Below are 25,998 nucleotides of genomic sequence, written 5' to 3'. Positions count from 1 at the left end.
CTTGCATTTTTTGCCACTCGGCTATTCAATGGTGGGGCGGTCCCGACGCCGCAACTGGGACCTGATATTCGTAATGCTGACAGATATTCTGATTGACTGCTTCCCAGAACGAGCGGCCAAATCCGATTGGACCGAGCTTGACCGCCGGTTTTTTGTCCAGTCCGCCAAGATACTTGGGCGGATGTTTACCTCGGAGCCTGAGTGGGAAAGGAGCGGCAGTTCAATGTTTGAGGCGCAGCGTCGCCTTGAGGAGTCATATCAAGCAATCCACGATCAGCTTTGCGAAGAACTCGGCATCGATCACTTGGCCGACCCATTCTACTGGTATGGTGGTAAGCAGCATCGAAAGCCCTTTGGCACGATCTGTGTCGAGTTCCTGACTGCTGAATATAACGAACCCTTCGGCCCATTCACGTTCATCGCTGAGCGCTTGTCTCTTATCGAACTCGGCTTTCGGCATCACCTTGAGTTCCTTGCCAATCAGAACGCTACCCTCGCGGAACGAGTCGCCAAGGTTGATGAGATTGATCGCGCAAGGGCGTCTCCCATCGCCCAATTACGGCTGGGGCCGGATGGAAATGTGGAGCGGCGTGCAAAATTAACCCCCTTAGCGGGGTGATCGGCGTCTAAAATTGACCCCCTTCATCTCATCATGAGAAGCGCCGCCGTTTGGGTTCCGGACGGCGGGTACAGGGATGTTGGTTGTGGAGACGATTACGAGGATCCGTCGAGAGCATCGGGACGGGAAGCCTATCAAGGCGATAGCGCGGGATTTGCGGCTGTCGCGCAACACGGTGCGCAAGGCGGTCCGGGCGCCGGACGCGGACGTCAGTTACGAGCGTAAGGAACAGCACCGGCCGCAGACCGGTCCTTTCAGTGCTCGTCTTGAAGAATTGCTCGAACAAAATGAAGGTCTGCCCCGGCGTGACCGGCTTCGTATGACGAGGATCCATGATCTGCTTCAGCGCGAAGGGTTTGGCGGCTCCTATGACGCTGTGCGGCGCTATGCCGCGCGCTGGAAGCGTGAGCGTCGCGCTGACGCCGGCGATATGGGGAAGGTGTTCATCCCGTTGATGTACAGGCCAGGCGAGGCCTACCAGTTCGACTGGAGCCACGAGGACGTCGAGATTGCGGGCAAGCCGATGCGGGTGAAGGTCGCGCACATGCGGTTTTGCTGGTCACGGGCGCCATTCGTCCGCGCCTATCCCCGCGAGACGCAGGAGATGGTCTTTGACGCTCATGCCCGCGCCTTCACCTTCTTCGGCGGGGTTCCGACGCGCGGCATCTACGACAACATGAAGACGGCGGTGACGACGGTCTTCAGCGGCAAGGACCGGTTGTTCAACCGGCGGTTCCTGATCATGACGGATCATTATGGCGTGGAGCCGGTGGCCTGTAGCCCTGCTGCGGGATGGGAGAAGGGGCAGGTCGAGAACCAGGTCCAGACCAGCAGGGAACGGCTGTTCAAGCCACGCCTGCGCTTTGCCAGCCTTGAAGAGTTGAACATCTGGCTGGAAGCCGAGTGCACGCGCTGGGCAGAGCGCAACGGCCATCCTGATCTGGATATGACGATCGCACAGGCACTGGAGGCGGAGCGGCCCATGCTGCAACCCCTAGCCACCCCCTTCGACGGGTTCTTCGAGAGCGAGCACGTGGCGAGTTCCACGTGCCTGGTGAGCTTCGATCGCAACCGGTACTCGGTGATGGCGAAGGCGGCGCATCAAGCTGTGCAGGTACGTGCTTACGCAACGCATATCGTAATCCGCTCAGATGGTGCGGTCATAGCAGAGCACGAGCGCGTCTTCGGTCGGAACCAGACGATCACGGACCCCTGGCATTACCTCCCGATCCTTGCACGCAAGCCCGGCGCCCTGCGGAACGGCGCTCCCTTCCAGGACTGGGACCTTCCACCTGTACTCGCCCAGCTGCGGCGCAAGTTGGGTAAGGGCGATGATGCGGATCGCCGCTTCGTGCGCGTCCTGGCCGCCATTCCCGACGACGGCCTCGAGGTTGTTGAAGCCGCAGTCGCCGAGGCCCTCAGCGCAGGAACGGTCAGCGACGAGGTCATCCTCAACATCCTGTCCCGCCGACGTGAGCCTAGCAGTGCGCAAACCATGGACGTCGTCGTCAACCTGACGCTCAAGCATCCGCCGGTTGCAGACTGCGCGCGCTACGACACGGTGCGAGGCCTCAATGCAGCGGCATGAGATCGTGGCAAGCCTAAAGGGGCTGGGGCTCAAGGGCATGGTCACTGCCTTCGATGACGCCGTCACCAATGGCATTCGCCGTGACAGAACGATCATGGAGATGCTGGCCGACCTGCTGCGCGCCGAGACGGCACATCGGGAGGCAGCGTCGATCCGCTACCGTATGACCGCGGCAAAGCTTCCGGCAATCAAGGACCTGGATGGGTTCATGTTCGACGGCACGCCGATCAACGAAGGGCTGATCCGCTCCCTGCACATGCCGGTGCCGAAGCCCAACCGACGGCGCTGCCCTGCGATCTCCCGCATGGCTTCGCGGATGGCTCCGTGGTCCGGCGGGCTCGTCTTGGGATCGACGCCAATCTTCCTCATACGTCTGCTCCTTCTCGTGGGCAGACTCTACATCAGAATGAGGGGCTTTCCGGGGGGGGGCGGCGTATCTGTCTACAATGTGCTCTCTTCCCAGGGGAGGAGGGAGACAAATCGGCATGAGGTCGATATTTGATTCAGATGGCTACGGACCCCAAGATGCAATACGCGGAAAAAGTCTCACCGCGCCCACACTTCAAAGTGCTTCAAGGCGATTCTCTTACGGTGCTCCCCACGCTTCCTAGTGAATCCGTTGACATGTGTGTGACCTCGCCACCCTATTGGGGGCATCGCGAGTATGATGCTGATGGAATCGGGCTGGAGGCAACCTTTCCAGCATACATTGCGAACCTGACTGCAATCCTTGGCGAAGTGAAGCGGGTACTTAAACCCCGTGGGTCTCTTTGGCTAAATCTCGGGGATACCTATCGAGATAAATCGTTAACGGGAATACCTTGGAGAGTTGCCCTTAATCTCATTGATGAAGGTGGATGGATTCTGCGCAATGATGTTGTGTGGAATAAAGTTAAAGGTGTCCGGATCAGTCTAAGGATAAGCTTCGCAATATCCATGAGTATATTTTTCATTTCGTAAAGCAGAAGTCTTATTTTTACGATGCTGACGCCATCCGCTCGAAACCAAGGTCGTCCTCTATTGTTAATGGGTCGGTTGTCTCGGCTACTGGGGTGACGGGCGTTCGTTACAAGCGCCAGATTGAGCTTTCAACCTCGCTGTCGCCAAGCGAGAAAGTAGCAGCTCTAAATGCTCTGAACGGTGTTCTCGATGATGTCCGAGCGCAGAGAATTTCGGATTTCAGAATGGTGATCCGCAATCAGCACCGCGCCACGCACTCTGATAGCGTGAAGGTGTCTGGCCGTGCGAAGGAGCTTCAGGCAAAAGGGTTCTACTTCTTGAAGTACCATCCGAATGGCAGCAAACCGAGCGACGTGTGGGATATCGTGCCAGAGGATACGCAAAAGCGAGACGCGCACTTCGCCCCTTATCCGATGGACTTATGCCGCATTCCGATACTGGCTACCTGCCCAGAAGGAGGCATTGCCCTAGACCCATTTTGCGGAACTGGCACCACGTTGATGGCGGCGCTAGAGCTTCGCCGTAATGGCATCGGTATCGACATCTCTTCTACCTACACCGACATGACGCGGCAGCGGCTTTCCAGCCTGCTGGTAGATGTAGAATGACCAAAATCATAGACCTGTTCGGTTGCGACACGGCAAGCAGCCCAGAGCCCGATTGGGCAGCATTGGTTGCCCGTCAGCACTGCCCCTTCACAGAAAGGCGGTGCTATAAAACGCGCAAAAGCCAACCGGAAATTGCTATCGGAACGTGTACCGTTGAATACGGTAAGTCTCCAATTATGATCTGCCCCCTGCGACTGCTTGAGCATCGTCAGATTTTCATTGATTGCCTTCACCTTCTAACAGGTCATGAGCCTGGGAACCAGCTTCATATTGTCGCTGAGATTAGCGTGCCAGGCGGCAATATTGACTACATTCTCGCATCAATTCGGGGAGGGAAAGTTCGCGACTTCGTGGCAATCGAACTTCAGACGCTAGATACTACCGGGACTCTCTGGCCGGAGCGCCAACGCTTTGTTACTAGCAAGGGCATTGAGGGGGCCAGGGCAGAAGACATAAAAACCCGAAATCTTTCGGTATGAATTGGAAGATGACGGCTAAGACAATCCTCGTTCAGCTGCACCATAAGGTGCAAACTTTGGAGGCCCTTAACAAGCATCTTGTTTTGGTAGTGCAAGACCGTCTGCTCGACTATATGACCCGCGAGTTCCGGTTTGGGCATCTGGTGCCCGCTCGAACTTCCGATCCGATGCACTTCCACGCATATGGTATGGAAGTGAACAGCAGGGGCACTCACTCGCTTGCGCTCGACACGCGACTAAGCACGGACACCGAGGGCGTTGCGATGGCCTTAGGACTCCAGAACGACGCTAAGGTTGGCCTGGACGTGATCCATAAGGCGATTGAGCAGCGTATCACCGATAAGACCCGTTTCGATTTCAATCAGCCACTACCCCCATTGCACGTGCAGGCCGATGAGTGACTTGCAGGATCGGGACGTATTTTCTGGGCTTTGACCGGGTCGAAATCCGAATTTTCACCAAGCCAAATTGCTTTCGGTAGGAAGATGCCCGGATCGGACTTCTGCACAATCGGGATATCGCTTGGGCGACCTGGAAGATTGGGTAAATTCCGGCCTCATGAGCCTCGGAACCCTGGATTCTACCGTTCTATCGCTCGTGTTCGCCCCGTAAGTGGCACCACCTTCTTAAAGGCACTTCCACCCAGACATCGGCACCTCCCCCGCAAGCCAGCAGACATCGACGCCTGATCGTCGATCACTTCGGTGTCGCTCTGCCACGCCAACCCATCCATAGGCCCATTCGCGGCGCAAGGTGATCGACGGCCAGTTCCGTCACTACCGCCAGTCCCAGCGAGACGCCGAACAGTGGCATCAGCATCGCAAGCGTCATCACCAGCAGCACCAGCGCCCACGAATGGCGCAACGGCGCAAGGCTTTTTGGGGCGCCGAGGTGGCCATCGGGGCGCCGCCGCCACCACAGGACCGTGCTCGACACGCATAGCAGGACCAGCCCGAGCAGGATGGCGAGGTTGATCAGCTGGTTGGCGAGACCGGCCCAGGCGCCCTCGTGGATGGCGACGCCGTAGCCGACGACGCGGTCGATCCAGTGGCGACCGGCGAAGCGCTCCACGCCGATCAGGCGGCCGTCCGGGGCGATCTCGGCGCTGTCGCGGTGGGGGCGGTTCTCGGCCTGGCTGCGGACCTGCCATGGCGCTTCGGGGGCGGTCGGGGGGCTGACCTCCACCGGAGCGGCGAAGTCCAGTCGCCGTGCCCGGCTCACCACGGCATCGAGAGCGGCGGGTGCGGGGACCATATGCGCCATGGCCATGCCGTGATGCTCGGCGTGGGCCGACATCATGGCACGCATTCCCGCATCGTCCCGGCGGCGCGCGGCGGCATCGGCGTTCGATCCCGAGGACCAGTCCTGCCCTCCCGCAGCCGTTCCGGTGACGGCGCGGACCTCTCGAAAGTAGTTGCCCCAGGCATTGGCCCAGGGCAGGCCGGAGACGATGAGGAACGCCGCGCCCAGTGTGATCCACAGCCCGGTTACGGCGTGGATGTCGCGCCAGAACAGGGCACGGCCCCGGCGCAGGCGGGGGTAGAGCACGCCTGCGAGCTTCGCTCCGCCGCGCGGCCACCACAGGAACAGCCCGGTCAGCAGCATCACCAGCGTCCAGCACGCGGCCGTCTCGACCAGCGCCGAGCCCCAGTCTCCCGCCAGAAGCTCGCCGTGGAGACGGAAGACCACGCGCATCAGGCGGTCCTCTTCCGGCACCTTGTGGAGCACCGCGCCGGTCTGCGGGTGGACCCAGACGCGCACGTCCCCGGCGCCCTGGCCGACGAGCACCTCGACGGCGTCGCGCGGGTTTTCGGGCAGGACGTACTTGTGCAGGACCGAGCCCGGGACTGCCGCGACGGCCTTCGCGGCTATCGCTTCCGGAGCGAGGCCGGAAGAAGGGTAGGCGCCGGTCGCGACATTGCGATAGGGCGCGTAGAGCGCGGCCTCGATCTGCGGCTTGAACAGGTAGAGGCCGCCCGTCACCGACAGCCACAGCACGAAAGGCACGCAGAACAGCCCGGCGTAGAAGTGCCAGCGCCAGACCGCGCGATACCACTTCTCGTATCGGAGTTCGTGTCGGGGGGCGCTCACAGCTTCCACCCCGCTTCGAGGAGGAAGCTGCGCTGCGGGTAAGGGTGGTAGACCCAGGCCCGGTCGTTGGTGATGTTGTCGACACCGGCGCTGACTCGCAGCTGCGCGGTCACGTCCCAGCTTACCCGGGCATCGAGCGCGAACAGTTCCGAGGTGTAGCCGTAAGTGTCGCCGCGCTGGAGACCGAACAGGTCGGTGTTCGGACGGCTGGCATAGCGCACGCCGATGGAGACCAGCACCGGCTCCGCCATGCGGTAGCGCAAGTTGCCGTTGAGGCGCCAGCGCGGGATACGGGGAAACTGCAAGCCCTCGGCTGCCGGGGCGGCGTCGTTGCGGACGGTCACGGAATCGATCCACGCGGCGTTGGCGTCCACGTCGAGGCCGGGGATGAGGACGTCCCGGGCTTCGGCGATCAGTTCCAGGCCGTACTGGCGGGTCACGTCGATGTTCTTGAAGTTCGAGGTCGTCACCCCGTTCTGGTTGGTGCCGTAGAACGCGAAGACGGTGTCCTTCACCCGCTGCCAGAAGGCCGAGCCCGTCAGCCTCACCTTGCCGAAGTCATGCGCGAGAAGGAGATTGGCGTCGGTCGAGCGCTCCGGCTCGAGGTTCGGGTCGAAGCTGTCTTCGTTGAAGGTGCCGTCGCCGTTGAGACTGCCCTGGAACAGCTCCCCCACGGTGGGAAAGCGCGTGGCCTTCGCCAGACTGAGCTGGACGCGGGTGTCGGGATCGATCGCCCATTCGAGCGATGCCTTGGGCTGAAAGCCGGAGGCGTGGCGGCTATCGTAGCGCTTGGTGATCACGGCGCCTACGAGGCCGCCGTCGAAGGCGCGCCAGTCTTCGTAGCGGGCGCCGAGGGTGAGCGTCACCGGATCGAACGGCACGCGCACTTCGCCCCATGCGGCGAGATTGCGGGTCTTGCCGAAAGTGCGGGTGGAGAACGCCTTGCCCGCATCGGAACGCCAGTTCGCCAGCGTGTAGTTGGTGAGGTCGGTCCTGTAGAGATTCGCGCTGCCGCCGCCCGAGAGTTCGACGCCGCCGAGGTGCGCGGTGGCCGAAAGCTCGCCGGTCCACCAATAGGTCGGCCCCTGTCGGGCGAGGCGGCCCGCGCCGTCGCTGGCGCCGTTGGTCCAGCTGGTCGAGGTGAAGCCGTCCGAGCGCAGGATCTGGTACGTCGAGATGTTGGCCTGCACGTCCACCGCATCGGACAGCGGCGCGGCCAGCTTGAGGCCCGCCAGCAGTTCGTCGCGCACGGTGCGGGACCAGTTGGCGCCGCTGGCGGTGTAGGTCTGCCCGCCGGTCGAGACGAGGCCGTCGCATACGGCCTTGCCATTTGCGTCGCGCAAGTAGCAGTCGGGTGCGGTCTGGCTGTCGAGGTTGTGCCAGTAGGCCAGCAGGAACTCGCCGGTCACGCCCGAGGCGCCGTCGTAACCAAGACGTAGCTTGGCTTGGTCCTGCGTGATTTCCGCAGGGCTCTGGGCGGCGAAGATGGGGTTGGCCGAAGTGCCGGGGGTGCCGGAGATCGCCTGCCTGGGATCGACGATCGCGCCGGTTACCGGGGTTGCGGCGGCGTTGCTCGTCGAGGGGATGAGGCCGTAGAACATCTGCGGATGGCCAGTGTTGCGGAAGTGGCGGCCCGACAGGCGCAGCGACCATGGGCCGTCCTTCTGGCGCAAGCCGAAGCCGGCTTCGGCCGAGTAGCCCCAGTATGTGTCGTGCGTGCCGTACTGGTCGTAAGGCTGGGCCATCGCCTGCACGGTCGCGAAGGCTTCGGTCTTCTCGGGCGAGCGGGTGGTAATGTTGACCGCGCCGCCCATCGAATTGCCCGCATAGCGCGCCGAATAGGGGCCGTAGACCACGTCGAACTGCTCCACCTCGCCAGGGCCGACGACGCCCCATTTGGGTGCATAGGCGAAGGAGTTGCCGAGGAAGTTGGACACCGTGAAGCCGTCCACCATCACCACCGTCCGGGCGCTCTGGGTGGAATGGGTGCCGCGAAAGCCCGGTACGCCGTTGGAGTCTCCGGCATAGCGGGTGCGCACGAAGAAGTCGGGCGCATACTTCATGAGGTCTTCGACGTTGCGGGCGTTGACCCCGGCGAACTGTTCGTCGCCGAGGCTGACCGACAACCCGCGCGCGTCGAGGCTGATGTCGCGGTCGCGCTGGCCGACGACGAGGATGGTGGAGGTGTCGTCCGCCTCTTCGGCGAAGGCATGGACGGGAAACAGGGCAAGCGGAGCCGCGCCGAGCGCGAGCAATCTACGGAGCATGGAAAATTCACCTGAACGGCCCGCACTGGAGGCGGGCGAGTAGCTGTAGGCCGCGAAACGGCCGGGCTTTTAAAGGTTCAGATGAAGAGAGGCGGCGCCTGGCTGGGCGGCCTGATCCGGGTGCCGGTCGCGGGCAGGGCGAGGTCGCGGCGCAGGATCGCGGCGACGAAAACGAAAGCCAGCGCCGCCAGCACCAGCGGCGCGAAGTCGGCGCCGGTCAGTGCCGCGCTCAGCGGGGCGAAGGCGCACGGGTGGTCGGCGGTGGTGGCGCCATTGTCCGGATGGGCGCCCTTGACGGGAATCTCCACGGTCATCGTCGTGCCCGAACAGAGCATGACGACTGTGCCGGTCTCCGACGCAGTGGGCATGTAGCCGGTGGGGACCAGCGCCTTGAGGCACAGCGCAGCGGCCAGCAGCAATGCCGCAAGCGCCTGATGGTGCCGGAAGAAGTGCCTGATGGTGCCCACGGGCAGGTTCTTAGCGGGTCGGAAGGAGGAAGGGAAGCAGTGCTGGGGCCATCGCCCCAGACCCCCATACTGTCGTCGTTGCACGTGCAGCCACCTCAGCCCCTGATGGCGCCGCAGGCTATTTGTCTCCCGGCTCGAAGTGGGCGCGAAACGCGGCCGCGCTCGTACCCTCGACGGTAAAGGGGTCTGGGGCGCCAAAGTGTTCGGGGGCCCCAGGACTTCCTCTTAGTTCCAACCGATGACCGATTTCACTTCCAGATATTCATGGAAGCCGAACTCGCCCCACTCGCGCCCGTTGCCCGAGCGCTTGTAGCCGCCGAACGGCGCGTGAAAGTCGAAGCCGCCGTTGACCCAGATCGCCCCGGTGCGCATCCGGCGCGAGACGGCGCGGCAGGCGTCCAGATCCTCGCCCGAGACGTAGCCGCCGAGGCCGAAGTTCGAATCGTTGGCGATCCGCACCGCGTCGTCGATGTCGTCGTAGGGGATCACGACCAGCACCGGGCCGAAGATTTCCTCGCGGGCGATGACCATATCGTTGGTGCCGACGAACACGGTCGGTTTCACGTACCAGCCCTTGTCCAGACCCTCGGGTCTGCCGAGACCCCCGGCGATCAGTTCGGCGCCTTCTTCGAGGCCCTTCTCGATGTACTGCTGGATGATGTTGTACTGGGACTTGGAGACGACCGGCCCCATCGCCACGTCGCTCTGCGGGTCGCCCACGGTGACGCCGCTTGCGGCCTCGGCGGCGGCGCGTTTCACATCGTCGAGGCGGGAGGCGGGGACCAGTAGGCGCGAACCGGCCGAGCAGGTCTGGCCGGAATTGCCCATCATGCCCGCCGTGGCGCCCGCGACGTTCGCCGCGAGAGCGGCATCGTCGAGCACGATCCACGCGCTCTTGCCGCCGAGTTCGAGGCCGACGCGCTTGACGGTGTCGGCGGCGTCCTTCTGGATCTGCACGCCCACGGGTTCGGAGCCGGTGAAGGAGATCATGTCGACGTCCTCATGACGGGAAAGCGCCGCGCCGATCACCGAGCCCTGGCCCTGGATCATGTTGAACACGCCAGCCGGGACGCCCGCCTTGTCGAGAATCTCGGCGAGGATCTGCGCGGAATAGGGCGCGAGTTGCGGGGGCTTGAGGATCATCGTGCAGCCTGCCGCCAGCGCCGGGAAGATCTTCACGCAGGTCTGGTTCATCGGCCAGTTCCACGGCGTGATGAGGCCGCAGACGCCGATCGGTTCCTTGCGGATCAGGGTGACGCCGCGCTGTTCCTCGAACTTGAACTCCTTCAGCACCTCGATCGCGGTGCCGAGATGGCCTTTGCCGAGCAGGGTGTGAAAGCCGTTGGCGAGGCCCTTGGGCGCGCCCATCTCGGTCATGATCGCCTCGCCGAGTTCGGCTTCGCGGCGTTCGTATTCGGCCTGGACGGCTTCGAGAAGGTCGAGGCGTTCCTTGACGCTGCTATCGCCATACGTGGCGAAGGCGCGGCGGGCGGCGGCGACGGCGAGGTCGACGTCGGCGGGGGAGCCCAGCGAAATTTCGCCGGAGACTTCCTCGGTGGCGGGGTTGATGACTTCGGCGGTTTTCGGGGTGACGGGGCTGGTCCAGCGGCCGTCGATGTAGAACTGCGTGTAGCTGCGCATGATGCTCTCTCCCATCCTCCCCGCGGGCGGGGAGGGGGACCGCCGCGCAGCGGGGGTGGAGGGGCACCATCGGATTACGAGACGTCACGTAAGCCGCGCGTGCCCCTCCACCATGCTTCGCATGGTCCCCCTCCCCCGCAGGGGGAGGATCTTGGTTGTTACTGCGTGCCTTCGGCGTACCAGGTGCGGAATTCCGAATAGTTCGGCATTTCCTCCGAGTTCGCCGCCGGGTCGATCGGGACGTGGATCACGGTGCAGCCGCCGCGTGCATAGGCCCGCTCGATGGCGGGGCCGATGTCGGCGGCCTTCTCGACATATTCGCCCGCTGCGCCGAAGCCCTCGGCGATCTTGTCGAAGCGGACCTTGTCGGACCAGTGGACCCCGGTTTCCTTGGTGCCGTGGCCGAAGGTGCGCTTGTAGACGCCCACTTCGAGACCCCACTGGAAATCGACGCCGACGACGATCACCAGCGGCAGGTTCTTGCGCACCGCCACTTCCAGTTCGCCGACGTGGAACAGGAACGAGCTGTCCGAAGTCAGCAGCATGCCGGGGCGCACTTTGCCGGTGGCGGCCTGGTCGGCGAGCATGGCGCCGGTTGCGTAAGGTAGGCCGGTGCCGATGTGGCCGTAGTTCTGGTTCCAGATCACGTCGTGCGGCTTGGCCTGCGAGTAGGTCCACTGGAAGATCACCGTGGCGCCGCCGTCGCGGATCAGGATGCCGTCCTTGGGGAAGGCCTTGGTCGCTTCGGTGACGAACTGGCTGGTGTGCATCTTGGCGGTGGAGCCATCGGACTTGGAGCCTGCGTCCTCGGCCAGTTCCTCCAGCTGCTGCGCATCGCGCTGGATATATTCGGAGAGCGAGGGCGAAGCGCTGCGGCCGCCGAGCGCCTTCAGGGCGCGCGACAGCTGCGGCACCACGGCGCGCACGTCGCCGACCAGCGGCACGTCGATCGGACGGTTCACGCCGATCGCGGTGGGGTCCTGCTGGACGTAGATCCACTTGCGGTTGGCCTCGTTGTCGACCCAGTGGCGCCAGCGGCCGTAGTGGCTCGGCTCGCCCAGTTCGGTGGCGAGCGCCACGCAGCAGTCGCTTTCGACCACCGCGTCGATCGAGGCTTCGGAGAAACCGTAAGGGAAAGTGCGGTCCTCAAGCCCTTCGATGAACGAGGTGCCGCCCGAGGTCTGGATCACCGGGCACTGCATCAGTTCGGCCAGTTCGCGCACCGCCGCGCCCGACTTCGAGGTATGGACGCCGTGGCCGACGAGCAGCACCGGGTTCTTGGCGTTCTTGATGATCTCGGCCGCTTCGGCGATCCGGTCGCCGTCGGCGCCCTGGTCGGTCAGGCGATAGCGGTGCGGCGGCAGCACCGGCGGTAGGTCGAGTTCTTCCAGGATAATGTGCGCAGGGAACTCGATGTAGGCCGGGCCGGGGGTGCCCGACAAGGCGACGCGGATCGCCTCGCGGACGATCTCGTCGGTCTGGTCGGCATATTCGATCGAGCTGGAGAACTTCACCGAATCCTCGATCATCGGCTCCTGCCGCACGAACTGGATGCGGCCCCGGCGCACGCGGCGCTCGGTGATGCGGGCGCGCTGGCCGCCCATGATGATGATCGGGTCGTTCTCGACCTTGGCGCACTGGATCGCCGGCATCAGGTTGGCCATGCCCGGCCCGAGCGTGCCGATGCACAGCGCCGGCTTGCCGGTGATGCGCGCGGCGGCTGCCGCCATGTGGCCGGCCGAAGCCTCGTGGTGCGGCGACACGACGGTCCAGCCGCGCGTTTCCGCTTCGAGGAAGAGGTGCACGAAGTTGGGATCGGGAATGCCGAAGAGGGTGCGGATGCCCTCGGCCTCGAACAGGTCGAGGATTCGCTTGAAGACGGGCGTGCCCTTCTTCTTCGCACCGGCCGGAGCCTCGGGGGTGAGCGTGTCAGCCGCAGGCTGGTCGTCGTACATCGTGAGTGCCTTTCTTCTCGATCCGCTTAAGTCACGCTCTGAGGCGCTTTGAACAGGTGGTTAGCGCAAGGTTCCTAATGCTGTCAGGTGAAATCAACAGGGGTGTTCACTCAGGATCAAATGCTATCGCCGGGGCGACGCTGGAGAGCAGATCCGCGTTGTCCTGGCCGAGCGAGGGGGCCGGGCCGCGCACCTTGCCGGGGGTCTTCGAGAACCACGTCGGCACGCCGGGGAAGCGGACCGGGCCTTGCGGGGTCTCGATCTCCTCGAAGAAGCCGACGGCATTGAGGTGCTCGTTGTCGAACAGTGCATCGGTCGAGCGCAGCGGCGCGCAGGGGATGTGCAGCGCCTGCAGCGTGTCGAGCCATTCCTGCGTGGTGCGGGTCAGGAACGTTTCGCCGAGCAGGCCGTAGACGCGGCCGATCTGGGCGGCGCGCTTGGCCAGCGTAGAGAACTCCTCGCTTGCCCAAGGCGGGTTCACGGCGGCGACGAAGGCGTTCCAGTGCTTGTCGTTGTAGACCAGCGCGGCGACGTGGCCGTCCTTCGTTCTGTAGGGCCGCCGGTTCGGTTCGACCGCGCGGTGGTAGTGCGCGGGCGTGGTGGGCGGCGTGAACATCGCGCCGTTGGCATGCTCGACCAGCATGAACGAGGACATCGCCTCGAACATCGTCACTTCGACTTCCTGGCCTTCTCCGGTCCTTTCGCGGTGGAACAGCGCCATCATCGTCGCATAGAGCGCGTGAAGCCCGGCCACCTTGTCGGCCATGATCGTGGCCACGTAGCCGGGCTCGCCGTTCATCAGGCCCTGGACGTGCGGGATGCCGCACTCGGCCTGGATCGTGTCGTCGTAGGCGGGCTTGTCGGCCTCCGGCCCCCGGCGCGAGTAGCCGTAGCAGTTGGTGTAGACGATGTCCGGCCGGATCGCGCGCACGGCCTCGTAGTCGAAGCCCAGCTTGCGGATCGCGCTGCCCCGCATCGAGTGGATGAACACGTCGGCGGTGGCGATCAGGCGGCGCAGCGATTCGCGATCGGCATCCTGCCTGAGGTCGAGGACGATGCCCCGCTTGCCGCGATTCACATTGACGTAGATGCCGCCCATGCCGGGCACGGGGCCGGTGGTGATCCAGCGGGTGTTGTCGCCTTCGGGCGGCTCCACCTTGATCACCTCGGCGCCCATGTCGGCCATGATCTGCGTGGCGTAGGGACCGAACACCACGCTGGTCAGGTCGATTACCCGGAGCCCCGCCAGAGGGCCGTAAGGTGCCGTTGTGGTATCGTTGAGTGCCATTGTGTCGATCTCCCGGCACGTTTGTATATCCATGCTCATTTCGGTTCAATGTGCGTATATCGGAACATCTATGTTGTTTCCCTCGCACTGCGCTGCTAGCTTCGGAGCAACGGAAGAATGGGCAAGAGGGCTGGAAAACCGTGGATTTTTCCCTGAATCAGGACCAGCAGGACATTCGCGAGGCAGTCCTGAAGCACTGCTCGCAGTTCCCTGACGAGTATTGGCTCGAAAAGGATCGCAGTGGCGAATTCCCCTTCGAGTTCCACAAGTCGATGGCCGAGGCTGGCTGGCTCGGGGTCGCCATGCCGGAGGCTGTCGGCGGCGCCGGGCTCGGCATCACCGAGGCGGCGGTGATGATGCAGGCCGTGGCGGAGAGCGGCGGCGGCATGACGGCGGCCTCGGCGATCCACGGCCCGGTCTTCGGCCTTGAGCCGGTTCACCTGTTCGGCACGGAAGACCAGCAAAAGCGCATGATTCCGCCGATCCTGTCAGGCGAGGAGAAGATGTGCTTTGCCGTTACCGAGCCCAACACCGGGCTCGACACCACCAGCCTCAAGACCCGTGCGGAGCGGGTGCCCGGTGGCTACAGGGTCAACGGTGAGAAGATCTGGATCACCAACGCCCACGTCGCCGACCGCATGCTCCTGATCGCCCGCACCACGCCGCTGGAGGAGGTGAGAAAGAAGACCGATGGCCTGACGCTATTCTATTGTAAACTCGATAGAAAATCTGTTGAGCACCGCCTGATCCCGAAGATGGGGCGGCACGCGGTGGGCTCGAACATGCTGTTCATCACCGACCTCTTCATTCCGGAGGAGGACCGCATCGGCGAGGAAGGGCAGGGGTTCAGGATTCTCCTGCAGGGCCTCAATCCCGAGCGCGTCCTGCTGGGCGCCGAGGCCACCGGGCTGGGCCGCGTGGCGCTGCAGAAGGCCAGCCGCTACGCCCGCGAGCGCGTGGTCTTCGGGCGGCCGATCGGGCAGAATCAGGGCATCCAGCACCCGCTCGCGAAGGCCTGGATGCAGGTGGAGGCGGCCAGCCTGATGGTGTTCAAGGCGGCGACCTTGTTCGACAAGGGCCTCGAATGCGGGACCGAGGCCAACGCCGCCAAGTACCTCGCCGCCGAGGCCGGTTACGAGGCGTGCCAGACGGCGGTGATGTCGATGGGCGGCATGGGCTATGCGCAGGAATACCACGTCGAGCGCTACCTGCGCGAAGTGATGATCCCCCGCATCGCGCCGGTCAGTCCGCACCAGATCATGAACTACATCGCCGAGAGGGTATTGGAACTGCCGCGCAGTTATTGAGAAGACTTCCGGATTTAGGTGGGCTTTCTCGGCGGGGGCTTCGACAAGCTCAGCCTGAGCGGGATTTAGAGTAAAACCATCAAGGCCGCTCAGGCTGAGCTTGTCGAAGCCCCCTGCAGCATAAAGATAGCCTGGTCAGTCACGGCACCTGGCCTGGCTGACGAATTTGGAGAGACAATGCCCGTAACCCACACTCCGGCCACCGCCCGCTCCTGGCTTTTCGCGCCGGGCGACAGCGAAAAGAAGATGACCAAGGCGATGGAAGGCGAGGCCGACATCGTCCTCATCGACCTCGAGGACGCCGTCGCCCCCGACGCCAAGGCCGCCGCGCGCCCGATGGTGCATGATTTCATCAAGGCCAACCCCGAGCAGCGGCCACGCCTGTGGGTGCGCATCAACCCCTTTGACGGCCCGCACACGCTGGCCGACCTCGCTGCGGTGATGCCCGCGTGGCCCGGCGGCATCATGCTGCCCAAGGTCTACGGCCGGGCGGACGTGGAGAAACTCGACCACTGCCTCTCCGCGCTGGAAGTTGCGAACGGGATCGCGGAGGGCTCCACTCCGGTCATCGTTCTCATCACCGAGACGGCCGAGGCGATGTTCCACACTGGCAGCTACAAGGGCGCCCCGCGCGTGGTGGCGCTGACCTGGGGGGCGGAGGATCTGGCCGATTCGATCGGTGCTTCGTCCAACCGCAACGAGGATGGCTCCTATTCCTTCACTTATGAACTGGCGCGCAGCCTGACTGTATTGGGCGCGGCGACGGCGGGGGTCACCGCGATCGAGACGATCAGCGCCGACTTCCGCGACCTTGAAGCCCTGAAGGCCCGGGCCGAGAAGGTCCGCCGTGACGGCTTCCGGGGGATGATGGCCATCCATCCCGCGCAAGTGCCCGTCATCAACGCCGCCTTCACCCCCACCGAAGCCGAGATCGCCGAGGCGCAGGAGATCGTCGATGTCTTTGCCGCCAACCCCGGCGTCGGAGCGATCGGCTGGAAGGGCGGCATGCTCGACCGCCCCTACCTCGCCCGCGCCGAGCGACTGTTGCGGCAGGCGGGCAGGCTGTGACGAAGACATGATAGACCTCGCACATTACTTGCGCTCCGGCGACCACATCGTCTTCGGCCAGGCCTGTGGTGAGCCGACCACGCTGGTCGAGGCGCTTGCCGCACAAGGCGAGGCCATCCGCGGTCTTCACGCCTTCATCGCCACCAGCTTTTCGGGGCTTTTCACGCCCGATACCGCAGGCGCCTTCCGCCTGTCCTCGATGGGGGCGATCGGGGCGCTGCGGGCGATGACCAAGGCCAACGCGCTCGACGTCATTCCCGTCCATGTAAGCCAGGTTGCGCCGCTCATAACGGCGGGCGTGATGCGGTGCGACGTGGCGATGATCCAGGTCAGCCCGGCCGATGCGGCGGGAAATCACTCGTGCGGCCTCATCTCGGACTACGTGCGGGCTGCGGTGGACAAGGCGCGCGTCGTCATCGCGGAAGTCAACGACCAGGTTCCCTACGTACCGGGGGAGACGATCCCGGCGAGCGCGATCGACGTCGCCGTGCCCGTCTCACGCCCGCCGGTTGAGGTTGTGCCGGCGAAGATCGGCCCCACGGACGAAGCGATCGCGCGGCTATGCGCCGAATTCATCGGCGACGGCTGCGTGATCCAGACCGGCGTAGGCGCGGTGCCCGACGCGATCCTGCGGCTGCTTCATGACCGGCGCGATCTTGGCGTCCATTCGGGAATGCTGGGCGACGGGCTGGTCGATCTCGCCGAAGCGGGGGTGCTGACCAACGCGCGCAAGGAGATCGACCGCGGCGTCTCGATCAACGGCGCGCTGATCGGCACGCGGCGGCTCTACGACTGGGCGCACCGGAATCCGGCGATCCGCATGACGCCCACCAGCTATACCCACGATGCCGGCGTGCTGGGCCAACTCTCGCGCCTCGTCACGATCAACTCGGCGCTTGAGGTGGACCTGACCGGGCAGGTCAATGCCGAACAGTCGGGCGCGGCTTACATGGGCGGCACCGGCGGACAAGTGGATTTCGTGCGTGCCGGGGCGCGGTCGCCGGGCGGAGCCTCGCTCATGGTACTGGCCGCGACGGCGAAGGGCGGGACGATCAGCAAGATCGTGCCCACCCTTTCCGGTCCCGTCACCAGCGCACGCAGTGAGGTGGATGTGGTGGTGACGGAATTCGGCGCTGCGCAGCTCAAGGGCCAGACGCTGGCCGAACGCGCCAGGCGACTGGTCGCGGTAGCCCATCCGGATTTTCGCGAGGGACTGGAACGCGAGGCTTTCGCAATCGCGAGAAGGGGGTTCTGACATGCAAGACGCCGTGCTTTTCGATGTGCATGAGGATGGCATCGCGGTCATCACCATCAACCGTCCCGAACAGCGCAACGCACTCACGCGGGAAGTTCGCGACGGGCTGCGCGGCGCCTGGGAGCGTTTCGAGCGGGACGACGCCCTGCGCATCGCGATCCTGACCGGTAGCGGTGAAAAGGCGTTCTGTGCCGGGGGCGACCTCAAGGAAATGGTCGAAACCGGGATGACCGTGCCTCCGCGCGCGATGTACGCCCTGCCTTACGATACGATCGAACTCAGCAAGCCGACGATCGCCGCAGTCAACGGCGTGGCATTCGCGGGCGGCTGGATGATCGCGCAGGCCTGCGATCTTTGTGTCGCATCAACCGCCGCGAAATTCGCCATCACCGAGGTCAAGGTCGGTCGGGGCAGTCCCTGGGCCGCGCCTCTCATCCACATGATCGGGCAGCGGGTGTTCATGGAGATCGTGCTGACCGGCAAGCCGATTTCGGCGCAGCGCGCTTACGAGATCGGCCTCGTCAACCGCCTCGTCGAGCCGGGGGCGGTGCTGGATGCGGCACTGGAGCTTGCCCGCGAAGTGCTGGAAGGCGCGCCGCTGTCCGTGAAGGCCGCGCGCGAGACGGTGATGCTATCGACCGAGATGGGGCGCAGCGCCGCACTGGCGGCGGCACGGGCTGCCCACGAACATGCCTACAACTCGCACGACGCGCAGGAAGGCCCACGCGCCTTTGCGGAAAAGCGAAAGCCGGTCTGGCAAGGGCGTTAGCTGAGGCCGTCTATCGCGGCCCAGCGGGTAATGCGTGCGACCCGGGCACGATGCCGGGTCATCCCTCCCAACGCTATGACTGGAACCCGGGCGCGGGCGGCAAGCAGCCTCAGCCTTACCGCGCCCATCGTTCGAGCGCCCGGGTGCGAGGCGGTCGGGAAAACCGGGGAGATCAGCACGGCGTCCACTCCGGCCCGGTGCGCGCGCGTCAGTTCGCGAAGCGAGTGCACGGTCGCGAGGCGAAGGACACTCCGGCCGCCTGCAAGTCTTTGCGGTGCGGCATAGGCTCCGTCTGCCCGCCAGCGACGGGCCTGCATGGCGTTGCCCGCCAGTACCGCGAGATGGCCATGGCATCGTGCTTTCCTGCGCAGCGCATCGAACCTCGCCCGTCGTATCTCGGGTGAAAGATCATGGTGACGGAATATCAGCCCCGAGCCACGCGGGAGCCGCGCCAGTGCGCGCTCCAGGACGGCGTCGTTGCGGGCGTCGCTGATGAGCCAAAGCATGGGAAGGGATGGCTGGCGGTTCTTCACCGGGACGCTATAGCAGCGCGCCATGGATCAGCTAGAAGACATCCGCGCCCGCATCGCCAAGTCCGCCGACATCGCCGGACGCAAGCCCGGGGCGATCGAACTCATCGCCATCTCCAAGACCCACGACGCCGAGGCGATCGAGCCGCTGCTCGCTGCCGGCCAGCGCGTCTTCGGGGAAAATCGCGTGCAGGAAGCCGAGGCGAAGTGGCCCGCCCTGCGCACGGCCTACCCCGACGTTAAGCTGCACCTTGTCGGCCAGCTTCAGTCGAACAAGGCGGAGGATGCCGTCGCGCTGTTCGACTGCATCCATTCCGTCGATCGTCCCTCGTTGGTGGCGGCGCTGGGCAAGGCGATGGAAAAGGCGGACCGCAAGGTCCCGTGCTTCATCCAGGTCAACATCGGCGCAGAGGACCAGAAGGGCGGCTGCGCCATCGCCGACGTCCCCGCGCTTCTCGCTTCGGCGCGGGAAGCGGGCATTCCCGTCATCGGCCTGATGTGCGTGCCTCCGGCCGGGATCGAGGCGGCGCCGTTCTTCGCGCTGCTGGCAAAGATCGCGGCCGACAATGACGTCGACCAGCTTTCGATGGGCATGAGCGATGATTTCGAGACCGCCGTGCTCCTCGGCGCGACGCACGTGCGCGTCGGCAGCGCGCTGTTCGGCAAGCGCGCATGACGGTGGATCGCACCGAAAAGCAGAAGATGCTGGCAGGCGAGCCCTATCGTGCCTCCTGCCCGGAAATCGTTGCCGACCAGCGCGCGGCAGCCGAATGGATGGCCGCCTACAACCGAACCATCGATCTTGCCGACCGCGATGCACTGCTGCGCGAACGCTTCGCTGCAGTGGGCGAGGGGGCGACCATCCGGCCACCGTTCCATTGCGACTACGGCTACAACATCAGCCTCGGGCGCGGGGTGTTCCTGAACTTCAACTGCGTCATCCTCGACGTGGTGGAAGTGACTATCGGCGATGGAACGCAGATCGGCTCGGGCGTGCAGATCCTGACGGCGGACCACCCACGCGATCCGGTCGAGCGGGCGAGCGGCCTCGAATGGGGCGTGCCCATCCGCATCGGGCGCAATGTCTGGATCGGCGCCGGAGCACTCATCATGCCGGGCGTCACGATCGGAGATGACGCGATCGTCGGTGCGGGGAGCGTGGTGACGCGCGACGTGCCGGTCGGGGCTACGGTTTTTGGAAGTCCGGCCAAAGCCAGAAGGTGAGAGAGACGCAGGGGTTTACCACCCCTGCACCCCGTATATCGTCGAGGTCGCGTGCGTAGCTTTGTTACGCACTGACGCTTCGTCGGAAGACTTATAGCCTGCGGCGCAATATGTGCCTGACGCCGCTGCAGGCACGGCGACGACAGTAACGGGGTCTGGGGCGATGGCCCCAGATTCTCCCCTTTTTCCTTCTTACTTCGGCGTATCCAGCTCGTTGCCGGTCAGCGTCACGATATGCAGTAGGTTGGTCGATCCCGGCACGCCGAACGGCACGCCTGCCAGAGCCACCAGTCGCGATCCGGCCGCGCCGAAGCCGTGACGCAGGGCCATGCGCTTGCCCTTGGCGATCATCTCCTCGAAGCTGCCGATGTCGCGGGTGACGACGGCGTGCGCGCCCCACAGCAGCGCGATGCGGCGTGCGGTGGGCTGCGAGGGGGTGAGCACCAGCATCGGCGCGGCGGGGCGTTCGCGGGCCACGCGGCGGGCGGAGCCGCCCGAGCCGGTGAACACCACGATGCCTTCGATCGTCAGCGTATCGGCGATCTGCGCGCAGGCTTCCGACAGGGCGTCGGCGCTGGTCGCGTCGGGCGGGGTGCGGGTGAGATGGATGCGTTCGCGGTAGGTCGTGTCGCTTTCGACCTTGGCGGCGATCCGGTCCATGATCGTCACCGCCTCGACCGGCCACTGGCCCGCTGCCGTCTCGGCCGAGAGCATGACCGCGTCGGCGCCGTCGTAGACTGCGTTGGCCACGTCCGACACTTCGGCGCGGGTGGGCGAGGGGCTGGTGATCATCGATTCCAGCATCTGCGTGGCGACGACGACCGGCTTGCCGAGCGCGCGGGTCTTTTCGATGATGTGCTTCTGGATCGGCGGCACTTCCTCGGGCAGCAGTTCCACGCCGAGGTCGCCGCGCGCGACCATGATGCCGTCCGACAGTTCGATGATCTCGTCGAGGCTTTCGACGGCTGCGGGCTTCTCGATCTTGGCCATGATCGCGCCCTGACCGCCCGAGAGGCGGCGCGCTTCCGCGACGTCCTCGGGGCGCTGGACGAAGGAGAGGCCGATCCAGTCGGCCTTCTGCTCGACCGCGAAGGCGAGGTCGCGGCGGTCCTTCTCGGTCAGGGCCGGGATCGGGATCAGGGCGTCGGGGATGTTGACGCCCTTGCGGTCGGAGATCGGGCCGCCGACTTCGGCGCTGCACAGGATCGCGTCGGGCTCGGCGCGGATGACGATGAGGCGCAGCTTGCCGTCGTCGATCAGCAGGCGCTGGCCCTTCTGGAGGATGCCGAAGAGTTCGGGATGCGGCAGGCAGACGCGCTCGTCGTTGCCCGGGGTCGGGTCACGGTCGAGCGTGAAGTGGGCGCCGTGGCGCAGGAACGCCTTGCCGCCCTCGAACTGGCCGACGCGCAGCTTGGGGCCTTGCAGGTCGCACAGGATGGCGACGGGACGTTCGAGGTCCTTCTCTACCGCGCGGATGTTGGCGATCGTCTCGCGGTGGGTGTCGTGGTCGCCGTGGCTCATGTTGACGCGGAAGGCGTCGGCGCCGGCCTTGAGCAGCTTGGCGATCGTCTCCTTGTCGCGGCTTGCCGGGCCAAGCGTTGCGAGGATCTTTACCTTGCGCTGGCGCTTGATGCCGCGATGGTGGGGGGAACGACGATAGGGCATTGCGCCCGAAGGAATGGTGCTGACCAAGTTTACTGCCTCTTCCGGAAACCGGGCACCATATGGCAAAGGCGTGATGACAAACCAAGGACGATCGGTGCGATTATGAACGGCGAAGATAACATTGATATGATCGACGATGCCGTGGCCGCAGCCGCGTTCCGTCGGCTCGTGCGCCATCTCCAGCATCGCCACGATGCCGAGAACATCGAACTCATGGGGCTGGCGGGCTTCTGCCGCAATTGCCTTGCCGACTGGATCCGCGATGCGGGGTGCGAGGGCGACAAGGCTGCGGCCCGCGCGGTGATCCACGGTATGCCGTTCGAAGAGTGGAAGGCGAAGCACCAGAGCGAAGCCACGCCCGAGCAGATCGCGCGGATGGAAGAGAGCCTGAAGAAGAACGCGCCCGGCCACTGAAGTTGAGCGGGGGCTTCGACAGGCTCAGCCTGAGCGGGTTTGAGAGCAAGCCTTTGGAAACCCGCTCAGGCTGAGCCTGTCGAAGCCCCATCGCGGACATCCTATTTCAGGGCGTCGCGACCTTCATCAGCACGATCCCGGCCAGGATCAGCCCGGCGGCGAGCAGGCGCATGGCGTTCGCCGATTCGCCCATGAACGCGATCCCTGCCGCGAAGGCGCCAACCGCGCCGATGCCGGTCCACACCGCATAGGCGGTGCCGAGCGGCAGGGAGCGCATCGCGGCGGCGAGCAGGCCGAAGCTCGCCAGCATGGCGGCCAGCGTCACGACGCTCGGCCACAGGCGGGTGAAGCCTTCCGACTGCTTCATCGAAAAGGCCCAGACCACTTCGAGCAGGCCGGCGATGGTGAGAAGAATCCAGGGCATTCGGCAATCTCCTTGAGAGGCGATTCCCGGGCCGTCCCGGACTTGAGGCTCCGTCGAAGGAGACGCGCGAACGTGGTCGGCGCACTGGCCAGATAGGAAAGCGCGGGGCTGGGGGCAACCCTTTGCGCGTCCTCCACATGATTTCCACAGGGAGGCGCTTTGCCCGAATCCCGATGCCCCGCTATCAGCGCCGCCAACCGATTCACCCGCATTTACCGGAGCACATACCCCCATGGCCGAAACCACCGACGATCGCCTGCGCTTGCTGATCGAGCGCGTCGAGCGCCTCGAAGAGGAAAAGAAGGGCATCTCGGACGACATCCGCGACGTCTACAACGAGGCGAAGGCCGTGGGTTACGACGTCAAGATCATGCGTGCCATCGTGCGCCTGCGCAAGATGAAGCCCGACGACCGTCGCGAGATGGACATGCTTCTCGACACCTACAAGTCGGCCCTCGGCATCGACTGATCCTGTTTCCTCCCCGAGCCTGCTCGGGGAGGGGGACCGCCCGAACAGCGCGCGGTGGAGGGGGACGTCAGCTCCCCAATTGCACCAGCACCATGGCCGCCGCATTGGCGCACCCGTGCTGGAGCATCGAGGCCGAAAGGCCGATCCGCTGGCGCGTGAAGCCCAGCAGCACGCCAGCCCACAACTGCGGCAACACCATCGGCAGCGCGAGTGCGGAGATGGTGGGGTAATTCATCAGGTGAACGCCTGCGAACAGCAGCGCCGCCAGCCAGAATACCGCCGGATAAGCCGCCGTATAGGCTGCGGGCGTCGGGCGCTTGCGCAACCATAGCCACCCACCCACACTCACGACCAGAAGCGCCAGCAGCGATCCCGCCAGCACCAGCGGCTGCAGCGACTTCGCCGTGACGACCAGCCCAACGAACAGGCCGAAGCACGCCAGCAGCCACAGAGCGCGGGGGCGTCCGGTCTGCCAGCCACGGAAGATCATTTCCTCCAGAACGGGCGCGATCACGATGGTGATCGGCAGCAGCCAGCCTGCGGGTAGCTTGTCGAAAGCGTCGGGCAGCGGCTGGCCCATGGTCTTCTGATAGAGGCCGAGCAGCGGCAGGATCACCAGCAGCAGCCCGGCGATGTGCAACACCGTCAGCAGCGCCAGCCGGGGCCATGCCTCGCGCGATCGCAGGCCGATGGGCGCGAGCACGCGAGGCCGGACGATGAAGCCCGCCAGTTCGCGCAGCAGGGTGGAGGGCACTGAGGGGCTGGTTTCGATCCGGGTCGCCATGCCTCGTCCTATCCCGATTCCCTTGCCAATTCGTTGTCTTGCCAGCATCGCAGGACGGTGCAACCTTGGCCCTCCAGCGAAGGAGAGCGCGCCGATGATCGTCACCACCACTCCCACCGTCGAAGGCCGTCCGGTTCGGGACTATCTGGGCATCGTCACCGGCGAAGTCATCGTCGGCGCCAACCTCGTGCGCGATCTGTTCGCCGCCGTCACCGACATCGTCGGCGGCCGCTCCGGCAAATACGAGGAAGTCCTCCAGCGCGCCCGCCGCGAGGCATTGAAGGAGATGGAAGCGGAGGCCGAGAAGCTGGGCGGCAACGCCGTGGTCGGCGTGGACATCGACTACGAGGTGATCGGATCGCATGGCTCGATGCTGATGGTGAGCTGTTCGGGAACCGCCGTCGTCGTGTAGCAGACCGACTCCGGTTGCCCTTTGGGGTGCCCCTGTTGTAAGGCCCGCGCCACTTCATTCATCGCAAAGACCCGTGGACTTCATGGGCAGGTAACGAGCGGACCGATGGCAGGCCATTCCAAATTCAAGAACATCATGCATCGCAAGGGTGCGCAGGACAAGAAGCGCTCGGCGCAGTTCTCCAAGCTCAGCCGCGAAATCACCGTGGCCGCCAAGATGGGCATGCCCGACCCGGACATGAACCCGCGCCTGCGCGCCGCCGTCAACGCGGCCAAGGCGCAGTCGATGCCCAAGGACAACATCCAGCGCGCGATCGACAAGGCGAGCAAGGGCGACGCCGAGAATTACGAGGAAGTGCGCTACGAGGGCTACGGCCCCAGCGGCATCGCCATCATCGTCGAGGCGCTGACCGACAACCGCAACCGCACCGCTACCAACGTGCGCACCGCCTTCGCCAAGAACGGCGGCAACCTCGGCGCTTCGGGCGCGGTCTCGCACGGTTTCGAGCGTCTCGGCCTGATCGAATACCCCGCCAGCGTGGGTGACGAGGACAAGGTTCTCGAAGCCGCGATCGAGGCCGGTGCCGAAGACGTGCAGAGCGACATGGGCGACGGCGACGAGAACCCCGGCAGCCACCAGATCTGGGTTTCGGTCGATGCGCTCCACGAAGTCGCGCGTGAGCTGGAAAAGACGCTGGGCGAAGCCGAAGGCGTCAAGCTGGCATGGAAGCCCAACCTCACCGTCGATGTCGACGCGGACACCGTCAGCACCCTGATGAAGCTGGTCGACACCCTCGAAGACGACGACGACGTGCAGACCGTCTGGGGCAACTACGAGATCTCGGACGAGGTCATGGAAACGCTCGGCTGACATGCTGGCACTGATCGCCCGCGCCCTGCTTTCGGGCGTTCTCATCGTGGCGATCGCGGAAATCGGCAAGCGCCTGCCCGCTCTGGGTGCGCTTGTCGCTTCGCTGCCGCTGGTCTCGGTACTGGGCATGATCCTGCTGTGGCAGGCCCGCCCGGATGCCGAGAACATGGCGGTCCATGCCGGGGCGACGTTCTGGTACGTGCTCCCCTCGTTGCCGATGTTCCTGCTGATGCCCGTCCTGCTGCGCAATGGCCTTGGTTTCTGGGCCTCGCTGCTGGCCGGGTGCGTGCTGACCATCGTGCTCTATTCGCTGATGATGCATTTCGGGCCGCGGCTCGGCCTGAAGGTCTGACACCATGATCATCCTCGGCATCGACCCCGGCCTGACCTGCACGGGCTGGGGCGTCGTCGCCAAGAGCGGCAGCCGTCTCAGCCACGTCGCCAACGGCCAGATCCGCACCAACGCCAAGGCCGGAATGGCCGAGCGGCTGGTCGAACTCGACGCCGCGCTGACCGATGTGATCCTCCAGCACCGGCCCGATACCGGCGCGGTGGAGGAAGTCTTCGTCAACGTGAACCCGCAGTCGACGCTCAAGCTGGGGCAGGCGCGGGGGGTCGCGATGCTGTCCGTGGCGCGCGCCGGGATTCCGGTGGCGGAATATTCGACCAAGCTGGTGAAGAAGGCGATCGTCGGCACCGGCGGGGCGGCGAAGGCGCAGATACAGGCGATGCTGATGGTGCTGCTGCCGGGCGTTAAACTGGCGGGCGAGGACGCCGCCGATGCTCTAGCGGTGGCGATTACTCATGCGAATATGCTGGGAAGTCACAGGTAGGAAGGAAGTCC

General features: G+C 64.8%; 27 protein-coding genes and 2 pseudogenes. 19 read left to right on the top strand and 10 right to left on the bottom strand.

Going from position 1 to position 25,998, the window contains the following annotated elements:
• Window positions 1-73: 73 nt before the first annotated feature.
• From ACODRZ_RS15155 to ACODRZ_RS15125, 7 genes and pseudogenes are all read left to right on the top strand, one after another.
• Window positions 74-619, top strand: coding sequence for a hypothetical protein (locus tag ACODRZ_RS15155; RefSeq protein ID WP_488971671.1), 546 nt, complete (start codon window positions 74-76; stop codon window positions 617-619).
• A 76-nt stretch (window positions 620-695) separates the two neighbouring features.
• The gene (gene istA, locus ACODRZ_RS15150) at window positions 696-2,207 is read left to right on the top strand and encodes an IS21 family transposase (protein ID WP_488971670.1); all 1,512 of its coding nucleotides are present in this window, start codon (window positions 696-698) and stop codon (window positions 2,205-2,207) included.
• Window positions 2,194-2,490: pseudogene (locus ACODRZ_RS15145) on the top strand (ATP-binding protein); the annotation flags it as partial. The gene istA and the pseudogene ACODRZ_RS15145, both read left to right, overlap by 14 nt.
• A 224-nt stretch (window positions 2,491-2,714) precedes the next feature.
• Window positions 2,715-3,167: a DNA-methyltransferase gene (locus ACODRZ_RS15140; RefSeq protein WP_488971669.1), complete on the top strand. Its 453-nt coding sequence runs from the start codon at window positions 2,715-2,717 to the stop codon at window positions 3,165-3,167.
• A pseudogene (locus ACODRZ_RS15135) lies at window positions 3,122-3,775 on the top strand (DNA methyltransferase); the annotation flags it as partial. The gene ACODRZ_RS15140 and the pseudogene ACODRZ_RS15135, both read left to right, overlap by 46 nt.
• The gene (locus ACODRZ_RS15130; protein WP_488971668.1) at window positions 3,772-4,254 is read left to right on the top strand and encodes a hypothetical protein; all 483 of its coding nucleotides are present in this window, start codon (window positions 3,772-3,774) and stop codon (window positions 4,252-4,254) included. The pseudogene ACODRZ_RS15135 and the gene ACODRZ_RS15130, both read left to right, overlap by 4 nt.
• Before the next feature lie 8 nt (window positions 4,255-4,262).
• Window positions 4,263-4,655, top strand: a complete 393-nt coding sequence (locus ACODRZ_RS15125; protein WP_488971667.1) for a hypothetical protein — start codon at window positions 4,263-4,265, stop codon at window positions 4,653-4,655.
• Window positions 4,656-4,950: 295 nt separating this feature from the next.
• Here the strand turns inward: ACODRZ_RS15125 and ACODRZ_RS15120 are convergent, their stop codons facing one another.
• The 6 genes from ACODRZ_RS15120 to ACODRZ_RS15095 all read right to left on the bottom strand — a co-directional run bounded on the left by ACODRZ_RS15120 (window position 4,951) and on the right by ACODRZ_RS15095 (window position 13,963).
• Window positions 4,951-6,345 carry a PepSY-associated TM helix domain-containing protein gene (locus ACODRZ_RS15120; RefSeq protein ID WP_488971666.1) on the bottom strand — a complete coding sequence of 465 codons (1,395 nt, stop codon included), beginning with the start codon at window positions 6,343-6,345 and terminating at the stop codon, window positions 4,951-4,953.
• Window positions 6,342-8,612 carry a TonB-dependent receptor gene (locus ACODRZ_RS15115; protein ID WP_488971665.1) on the bottom strand — a complete coding sequence of 757 codons (2,271 nt, stop codon included), beginning with the start codon at window positions 8,610-8,612 and terminating at the stop codon, window positions 6,342-6,344. The genes ACODRZ_RS15120 and ACODRZ_RS15115 overlap by 4 nt, the downstream gene beginning before the upstream one ends.
• A gap of 77 nt (window positions 8,613-8,689) precedes the next feature.
• Window positions 8,690-9,079 (bottom strand): hypothetical protein, encoded by a 390-nt coding sequence (locus ACODRZ_RS15110; protein ID WP_488971664.1) that lies wholly within the window; start codon window positions 9,077-9,079, stop codon window positions 8,690-8,692.
• A gap of 225 nt (window positions 9,080-9,304) precedes the next feature.
• Window positions 9,305-10,720 (bottom strand): aldehyde dehydrogenase family protein, encoded by a 1,416-nt coding sequence (locus ACODRZ_RS15105; protein WP_488971663.1) that lies wholly within the window; start codon window positions 10,718-10,720, stop codon window positions 9,305-9,307.
• A gap of 158 nt (window positions 10,721-10,878) precedes the next feature.
• Entirely contained in the window at window positions 10,879-12,675 is a 1,797-nt protein-coding gene (locus ACODRZ_RS15100) for a thiamine pyrophosphate-binding protein (RefSeq protein WP_488971662.1), read from the bottom strand.
• A gap of 106 nt (window positions 12,676-12,781) precedes the next feature.
• On the bottom strand, window positions 12,782-13,963 hold the full coding sequence (locus ACODRZ_RS15095) for a CaiB/BaiF CoA transferase family protein (protein WP_488971661.1): 1,182 nt from the start codon (window positions 13,961-13,963) through the stop codon (window positions 12,782-12,784).
• Between the two features lie 140 nt (window positions 13,964-14,103).
• Between ACODRZ_RS15095 and ACODRZ_RS15090 the strand changes: the two genes are divergently transcribed.
• The 4 genes from ACODRZ_RS15090 to ACODRZ_RS15075 all read left to right on the top strand — a co-directional run bounded on the left by ACODRZ_RS15090 (window position 14,104) and on the right by ACODRZ_RS15075 (window position 18,362).
• A complete protein-coding gene (locus ACODRZ_RS15090) occupies window positions 14,104-15,270 on the top strand; it encodes an acyl-CoA dehydrogenase family protein (RefSeq protein WP_488971660.1) in 1,167 nt (388 codons plus the stop codon).
• Window positions 15,271-15,447: 177 nt separating this feature from the next.
• Window positions 15,448-16,338: an HpcH/HpaI aldolase/citrate lyase family protein gene (locus tag ACODRZ_RS15085; RefSeq protein ID WP_488971659.1), complete on the top strand. Its 891-nt coding sequence runs from the start codon at window positions 15,448-15,450 to the stop codon at window positions 16,336-16,338.
• A 7-nt stretch (window positions 16,339-16,345) separates the two neighbouring features.
• Window positions 16,346-17,593, top strand: a complete 1,248-nt coding sequence (locus ACODRZ_RS15080) for an acetyl-CoA hydrolase/transferase family protein (RefSeq protein ID WP_488971658.1) — start codon at window positions 16,346-16,348, stop codon at window positions 17,591-17,593.
• A 1-nt stretch (window position 17,594) separates the two neighbouring features.
• Window positions 17,595-18,362 (top strand): enoyl-CoA hydratase/isomerase family protein, encoded by a 768-nt coding sequence (locus ACODRZ_RS15075; protein ID WP_488971657.1) that lies wholly within the window; start codon window positions 17,595-17,597, stop codon window positions 18,360-18,362.
• On the opposite strand, the gene ACODRZ_RS15070 is transcribed toward ACODRZ_RS15075, so the two are convergent.
• Window positions 18,359-18,868 (bottom strand): thiamine phosphate synthase, encoded by a 510-nt coding sequence (locus ACODRZ_RS15070; RefSeq protein WP_488971656.1) that lies wholly within the window; start codon window positions 18,866-18,868, stop codon window positions 18,359-18,361. The two genes, ACODRZ_RS15075 and ACODRZ_RS15070, sit on opposite strands and share 4 nt — an antisense overlap.
• Window positions 18,869-18,917: 49 nt before the next feature.
• Between ACODRZ_RS15070 and ACODRZ_RS15065 the strand changes: the two genes are divergently transcribed.
• Together ACODRZ_RS15065 and ACODRZ_RS15060 are read left to right on the top strand one after the other, a co-directional pair.
• Window positions 18,918-19,568 carry a YggS family pyridoxal phosphate-dependent enzyme gene (locus ACODRZ_RS15065; protein WP_488971655.1) on the top strand — a complete coding sequence of 217 codons (651 nt, stop codon included), beginning with the start codon at window positions 18,918-18,920 and terminating at the stop codon, window positions 19,566-19,568.
• Window positions 19,565-20,116: a sugar O-acetyltransferase gene (locus tag ACODRZ_RS15060; RefSeq protein WP_488971654.1), complete on the top strand. Its 552-nt coding sequence runs from the start codon at window positions 19,565-19,567 to the stop codon at window positions 20,114-20,116. The genes ACODRZ_RS15065 and ACODRZ_RS15060 overlap by 4 nt, the downstream gene beginning before the upstream one ends.
• A gap of 192 nt (window positions 20,117-20,308) precedes the next feature.
• Here the strand turns inward: ACODRZ_RS15060 and pyk are convergent, their stop codons facing one another.
• On the bottom strand, window positions 20,309-21,781 hold the full coding sequence (gene pyk / locus ACODRZ_RS15055; protein WP_488971714.1) for a pyruvate kinase: 1,473 nt from the start codon (window positions 21,779-21,781) through the stop codon (window positions 20,309-20,311).
• 102 nt (window positions 21,782-21,883) lie between these two features.
• Between pyk and ACODRZ_RS15050 the strand changes: the two genes are divergently transcribed.
• Window positions 21,884-22,195, top strand: a complete 312-nt coding sequence (locus ACODRZ_RS15050; protein WP_488971653.1) for a DUF1244 domain-containing protein — start codon at window positions 21,884-21,886, stop codon at window positions 22,193-22,195.
• Between the two features lie 106 nt (window positions 22,196-22,301).
• Here the strand turns inward: ACODRZ_RS15050 and sugE are convergent, their stop codons facing one another.
• The gene (gene sugE / locus ACODRZ_RS15045; protein ID WP_488971652.1) at window positions 22,302-22,619 is read right to left on the bottom strand and encodes a quaternary ammonium compound efflux SMR transporter SugE; all 318 of its coding nucleotides are present in this window, start codon (window positions 22,617-22,619) and stop codon (window positions 22,302-22,304) included.
• A gap of 232 nt (window positions 22,620-22,851) precedes the next feature.
• On the opposite strand from sugE, the gene ACODRZ_RS15040 reads away from it, so the two are divergent.
• On the top strand, window positions 22,852-23,088 hold the full coding sequence (locus ACODRZ_RS15040; RefSeq protein ID WP_008827998.1) for a DUF2312 domain-containing protein: 237 nt from the start codon (window positions 22,852-22,854) through the stop codon (window positions 23,086-23,088).
• A 67-nt stretch (window positions 23,089-23,155) separates the two neighbouring features.
• On the opposite strand, the gene ACODRZ_RS15035 is transcribed toward ACODRZ_RS15040, so the two are convergent.
• On the bottom strand, window positions 23,156-23,872 hold the full coding sequence (locus ACODRZ_RS15035; protein ID WP_488971651.1) for a CPBP family glutamic-type intramembrane protease: 717 nt from the start codon (window positions 23,870-23,872) through the stop codon (window positions 23,156-23,158).
• A 94-nt stretch (window positions 23,873-23,966) separates the two neighbouring features.
• Here ACODRZ_RS15035 and ACODRZ_RS15030 point away from each other — a divergent pair, with 94 nt between their 5' ends.
• The 4 genes from ACODRZ_RS15030 (at window position 23,967) to ruvC (ending at window position 25,987) form a co-directional block, all read left to right on the top strand.
• A complete protein-coding gene (locus ACODRZ_RS15030) occupies window positions 23,967-24,284 on the top strand; it encodes a heavy metal-binding domain-containing protein (protein ID WP_488971650.1) in 318 nt (105 codons plus the stop codon).
• Window positions 24,285-24,389: 105 nt separating this feature from the next.
• Complete coding sequence (locus ACODRZ_RS15025) at window positions 24,390-25,154, top strand: YebC/PmpR family DNA-binding transcriptional regulator (protein ID WP_488971649.1); 765 nt, start codon at window positions 24,390-24,392, stop codon at window positions 25,152-25,154.
• A gap of 1 nt (window position 25,155) precedes the next feature.
• Window positions 25,156-25,506 carry a DUF3147 family protein gene (locus ACODRZ_RS15020; RefSeq protein WP_008827994.1) on the top strand — a complete coding sequence of 117 codons (351 nt, stop codon included), beginning with the start codon at window positions 25,156-25,158 and terminating at the stop codon, window positions 25,504-25,506.
• A gap of 4 nt (window positions 25,507-25,510) precedes the next feature.
• Window positions 25,511-25,987 carry a crossover junction endodeoxyribonuclease RuvC gene (gene ruvC / locus ACODRZ_RS15015; protein ID WP_008827993.1) on the top strand — a complete coding sequence of 159 codons (477 nt, stop codon included), beginning with the start codon at window positions 25,511-25,513 and terminating at the stop codon, window positions 25,985-25,987.
• The last annotated feature ends 11 nt before the right edge of the window (window positions 25,988-25,998 follow it).

This window comes from Novosphingobium sp. FG90 (assembly GCF_057808725.1).
Note: the sequence above shows the minus strand (reverse complement) of the source record. Positions and strands in the feature narration are given on the sequence as shown.